Raw genomic sequence first — 5,039 nt, forward strand, 5'->3', positions numbered from 1 at the left:
CAGGTTGGCGCGCGCCCGCCCCACGGCGATGACGGCGGCGTGGACCCCGGTGGCCGAGCCGATCGGGAAATCGTGCAGCAGGGCGATCGACCTGCCCTGGGCCACGTAGCTGCGCAGCAGCAGGGCCAGGCTGCGGTTCGGCTGGTAGCCGGCGGCGATGGCCTTGCGCGCCTCGCGCTCGGCCGAGACGGCATCGCCGAGCTGGAGCGAGACCTCGCCCAGCAGGGCGTGCGCGGCGCCGTCATGCGGATGCCGGCGGACGGCGTTCAGCAGGTCGAGCCGCGCATCGAGCAGCTTGCCGTGCGCCACGGCCGCCTGCGCCCGCTGGTAGGAGCGCGGTTGCCCGGCATGGGCGGCGGGGGCGAATCCCGCCATCCCCGCCACGGCCAGTGACAGTGTCACCGACCGGACGGATCGCATGATCGACGCTGGTTTCATCATCGCGCGCCCCTTCTCGCGTTCATGTGCGGCATTGCGTTCAGGCCTGACCGTCGATGGCGCGGTCATGGCTCGTCGGGTCCGGACGGGTCGGCGGCGTCGGCGGCGCGGTCCGCCCTGACGTCATCGCTCAGGCCCAGGCTGTCGATCAGCGCGTACAGGGTGGGACGGCTGATGCCGAGCAGCTTCGCCGCGGCGACCATCGAGCCGTCGGCCCGGGCCAGCGCGAGCTGGACGGCTTCACGCTCCGCCTCGCGGCGCGCCGAGCGCAGGTCCGGCAGCGGCGCGAGCGCGCCGTCCGCCAGGTCGAGGTCGGCCGCCTCGATCTGCTGGCCTTCGGCCATGATGACGGCGCGGCGCACCCGGTTTTCCAGCTCGCGCACGTTGCCCGGCCAGCCATGCCGCATCAGCGCGGCGATCGCCGCCTCGGAGAAGGCGAGTCCCTGACGGTTCTGGTCCTGGGCGAAGCGCCGGAGAAAGAAGCGCGCCAGCAGGACCGCGTCGCCGCCGCGCTCGCGCAGCGGCGGGATCCTGACGCTGACGATATTCAGGCGGAACAGCAGGTCGAGCCGGAACCGCCCGGCGGCGACCAGCCCGTCGAGATCCTGATGCGTCGCGGACACGATCCGCGCGTCGATCGGGATCGGGCGCCGCCCGCCCACCCGCTCGATCACGCCCTCCTGCAGGAAGCGCAGCAGCTTGACCTGCAGGGCGAGCGGCAGGTCGCCGATTTCATCGAGGAAGAGCGTGCCGCCCTGGGCCAGTTCGATCCGGCCCGGCGTCTGCTTGATGGCGCCGGTGAAGGCGCCCTTCTCGTGCCCGAACAGCTCGGACTCCAGCAGGGGCTCGGGGATCGCGCCGCAATTGATCGCGATGAAGGGGCCGTCCGCGCGGGGGCCGAGATCGTGTAGCGCCCGGGCGAGGATCTCCTTGCCGGTGCCGCTTTCGCCCAGCAGCAGGACCGGCGCGGTCGCCGGCGCGAGCTTCTCGATCGTCCGGCAGGTCTTGAGCATGGTCTCGGAGCCGGCGATGACGCGCGGCAGCGGGCTCGGCCCCACCATGTTGCTGAGGCGGCGGTTCTCCCGCTCCAGCGCGGCCAGCCGGAAGGCGCGGTCGACGATGATCCGCAGGATCTCGATATCGACCGGCTTTTCAAAGAAGTCGTGGGCGCCGCGCCCGATCGCCAGCAGCGCGTTCTCGCGGCGGCCGTTGCCGGTCGCCACGATCACCTTGATCGCCGGAAGCTCGCGGAAGAGCGCATCGAGGATGGCCAGCCCCTCGCTGATGCCGTCGGGGTCGGGCGGCAGTCCGAGATCGATGATGGCGACCTCGGGCCGCGCCCGGCGCGCCTGGTCGATGGCCTGGTCGCGGTCGCCCGCGACGAGGACGGTGCGGCCGGGGAACGCCCAGCGATATTGCCGGCGCAGGCCCGGATCGTCCTCGACGATCAGCAGGCTCGGCTCGGGGACGGTGGGCTCACTCATGATCGATGCCGGCCGTTTCGAGGCGTTCCGCCGCCGGTTCGTGGACCGTCGGCAGGCGGATCGTCATGGTGGTGCCGGCCGCTTCCTCGCTCTCCACGTCGAGCGATCCGCCGGCCTGCAGGATCAGTTCGCGCGTCTGGAAGGCGCCGATCCCGAAGCCGGCGGCCTTGGTCGAGGCGAAGGGCCTGAACAGGCGCTCGCGCACGAAATGCGCGCTCATCCCGCGGCCCTGGTCGATGACCCGGATCGTCACCCGGCCGGGCTCGTGCGACAGGGCGACGATGACGGTCTGCGCCGCCGTGCCGGCCTCCAGGGCATTGTCCAGCAAATGGTTGACGATCATGTCGAACGTGATCGGGTCGATGGCGACGATCGAGTGACCGTCTCCCTCGTCGAGCACCACCCTGCCGCGATGGGCGAGCAGATGCCGCAGGCGGGCGCCGACGTCGAGCCGGCCGGCCCGGTCGGCGGCCGACGGATCGAGGCGGCGGATCATCGCGCGGATCTTGTCGACCGAATCGCGGACCGTGCCGATCAGGTCGGCCTGGAATTCCGGGTCGGCCATGTGGCGCTGGGAGTTGTCGAGCAGCAGCCCGAGCTGGTTGGCGATGTTCTTGATGTCGTGCGCGACGAAGGCGAAGCGCTTGCCGGCTTCCTCGAAGCGGCGGGCGACGGCCAGGGCTTCCGCGGCCTGCCGCTCCGCCATCACCAGCGAGATCTCGCCGGCGACCACGGTGAGCAGCGCCGCCATCTCGCGGTGCAACGGCTGCGCGACGCGCGGCCGGCCGAGCAGCACCACGCCGAGCGGGCCGCTCGCGCGCGGATCGGGCAGGGCGACGGCGAGCCAGAACGGCGCGGTCACGCCCTCGGGGTCGAGTTCGACGACCGTGCGTTCGCAGCATTGGCGGAACAGGTCGGTCCCCGCCGGAATGGCCGGGATTTCGAGCGCGGTGTTCCACCCCTCGCTGTAGCGGAGCCTGGCGGCCTGCCGGTCGTGGGTGAGCAGGATGCCGCTGGGGGAATCCGCCGTGTCGGCCAGCGCCTTGATCGCCCGCTGGGCGACGCTGACCCCGCCATCGGCGGACAGCGTCGCGATGCTGCGCAGCCATTCCTGGCGGTAGTCGTACGGCGCCGCCGCGAAATGGCGGCTGAGCGCGACCATGAGGCGGGAGCGCGCCGAGCCGGAACTCGCCACGATCGCGAGCACCAGCAGGCCGGCGAACATGATGGCCCATTCGATGACCCCGGCGAGGCCGGTGCCGTAATCGCGCACGAGTTCGGCGACGATGCCGAGCACGATCATGAACGAGCCGCCGAGGATCAGGCTGGCGGAGTAGAACGCCGCCTCCCGCGAGAGGTGCAGCCGGCGCGGCCGCCAGCGGATCGCGCGCATCGCGCCGGCGGCGAAGAGCGGCAGGACCATGACCAGCAGGGCGAGTCTCGCGCCGATCAGCGGCGGGCTGAAGCGGTGCTGCAGGATCACCGCCGCGTACAGAAGCAGGCTGACCAGCGCGAGGCCGCCGGTGGCGACGCCGGGCAGGCTGACATGCCACAGGATCTCGCGCTCGGCGTTGCGCATGACGTTTTCCAGCAGCACCAGCATGGCGATGGCGAAGACGACCTGGGCCTCGATGGCGATGGCCGCGCCCAGCGCCGGTGCGAGCGCCCGCGTCAGCGTCACCGCGGCGAAGACGATGACGAGCGCGGTCAGCAGGCCGCGCTGGAGGGCCGGCAGCTCGCGCAGCCTCTTGCCGCGGGAGACCGCATCGAGGATGACGACCGCGCCGGTCCAGCCGAGCAGCGCCGCCATCCAGGTGCCGGAGGCCACGGCCGAGCCGGGCGGAAGCAGGCTCGAGGCGAGGGCGAAGGCGCCGGTCGCCACGGCGGCGAGCGTCATCGGCAGGCGGGTGCGGCGCCAGAGCGGCCAGGCGACCGGCGGCAGGTTCAGCCGGTCCTGCCGCGGCAGCCGGGCGAGAATCACGAAGACCGAGAGAGCGAGATAGGCCAGGCCGACGGCGATGCCGGCGGCGCCGAGTCCGGATTCGTTCACATGCCCACGCAGGCCGTCACCGTGCGCCCTTGCCAAACAATACGACCGAAACGGTTTCGATCAGAATTTTTCCATCGAGCAGGAACGACCTCTTCCTGAGGTACTCGGTGTCATAGATGTGCTTGATCCGCGCATCCTCGACCGAGGCGCCGTAAGCATAGCGCACTTGAGCGAGACCGGTAATGCCCGGCTTCACCGCGTGGCGCAAATCGTAGTCCGGGATCGACTCGCGCAGGATCGCGACGAACTCGGGACGCTCGGGGCGCGGGCCGATGATGCTCATGTCGCCGCGCAGGACGTCGAAGAACTGGGGCAGCTCGTCGATCCGGTATTTGCGCAGGATGCGGCCGACCGCGGTGATGCGCGGATCCTCGGTCGCGGCCCAGACGGCGACGCCCGCCCCCTCGGCGTCGCGACGCATGCTGCGGAACTTGGTGATGCGGAACGGCCGGCCGTTCAGGCCGACGCGGGTCTGGCGGTAGAAGACCGGGCCGGGACTGTCGATGGCGATGGCGAGGGCGGCGAGAAGCATGACGGGGGCGAGAAAGACCGCCATGACGAGGCTCATCGTGACGTCGAAGATCCGGCGGGAGGCGCGGGCCAGGCGCCCCTCCCGCCGGACCTGCAGGTCGGGCGCGGCAGGGGCGCGGGTGACCGGCGAGGCGAAATGCGGCAGTTCTGCAAGCTGATCGCCATAAGGCATGAAGCGGACCAGCGGAAACCGATGCTTCGGATCGACGATCATCATGCAACCTCTCAAATATGCGATAAATCTAAAAGGCGGATCGAAACGCCTAATGTGAAGCAATGTTATCCAGTGGCGCTTTATTAACTCAATTTTATCTAATAGGCAAACGAAGTTCTCAAAACGGAGATATCGACCGCGCTTGACATTATGCCACAAAAACAGTTTGTTATGTCGATTCGCATGCAAAATGTCTACAAAATATGATGGAATCCAATTAATAATTTTTCATGATTTGCATCAATTTACGCAAATAATCTTAAATTTATCTTGTTGTATCTTTTAGTTAAACGATTCGCATTTTTTAGATGACGTAAACGTA

Annotated in this window: 3 protein-coding genes and 1 pseudogene; all 4 read right to left on the reverse strand. The window is 68.8% G+C overall.

The features are described 5' to 3' along the window. A pseudogene (locus APM_RS11830) lies at positions 1-402 on the reverse strand (hypothetical protein); the annotation flags it as partial. 101 nt (positions 403-503) lie between these two features. Then, positions 504-1,922, reverse strand: a complete 1,419-nt coding sequence (gene prsR, locus APM_RS11835) for a PEP-CTERM-box response regulator transcription factor (protein ID WP_007423615.1) — start codon at positions 1,920-1,922, stop codon at positions 504-506. Beyond that, positions 1,915-3,972, reverse strand: coding sequence for an XrtA/PEP-CTERM system histidine kinase PrsK (gene prsK / locus APM_RS11840; protein ID WP_007423616.1), 2,058 nt, complete (start codon positions 3,970-3,972; stop codon positions 1,915-1,917). Before prsK ends, prsR begins: the two co-directional genes overlap by 8 nt. A 16-nt stretch (positions 3,973-3,988) precedes the next feature. Beyond that, positions 3,989-4,720 (reverse strand): sugar transferase, encoded by a 732-nt coding sequence (locus tag APM_RS11845; RefSeq protein WP_039888451.1) that lies wholly within the window; start codon positions 4,718-4,720, stop codon positions 3,989-3,991. Between the last annotated feature and the right edge of the window lie 319 nt (positions 4,721-5,039).

The sequence above is a fragment of the Acidiphilium sp. PM genome, from assembly GCF_000219295.1.
Classification (GTDB): Bacteria; Pseudomonadota; Alphaproteobacteria; order Acetobacterales; family Acetobacteraceae; genus Acidiphilium; species Acidiphilium multivorum.

Excerpts from the sequence above, each read along its gene's own strand:
- prsR (WP_007423615.1), bottom strand. The coding sequence starts at position 1,922 with ATGAGTGAGCCCACCGTCCCCGAGCCGAGCCTGCTGATCGTCGAGGAC.
- APM_RS11845 (WP_039888451.1), bottom strand. The coding sequence starts at position 4,720 with ATGATGATCGTCGATCCGAAGCATCGGTTTCCGCTGGTCCGCTTCATG.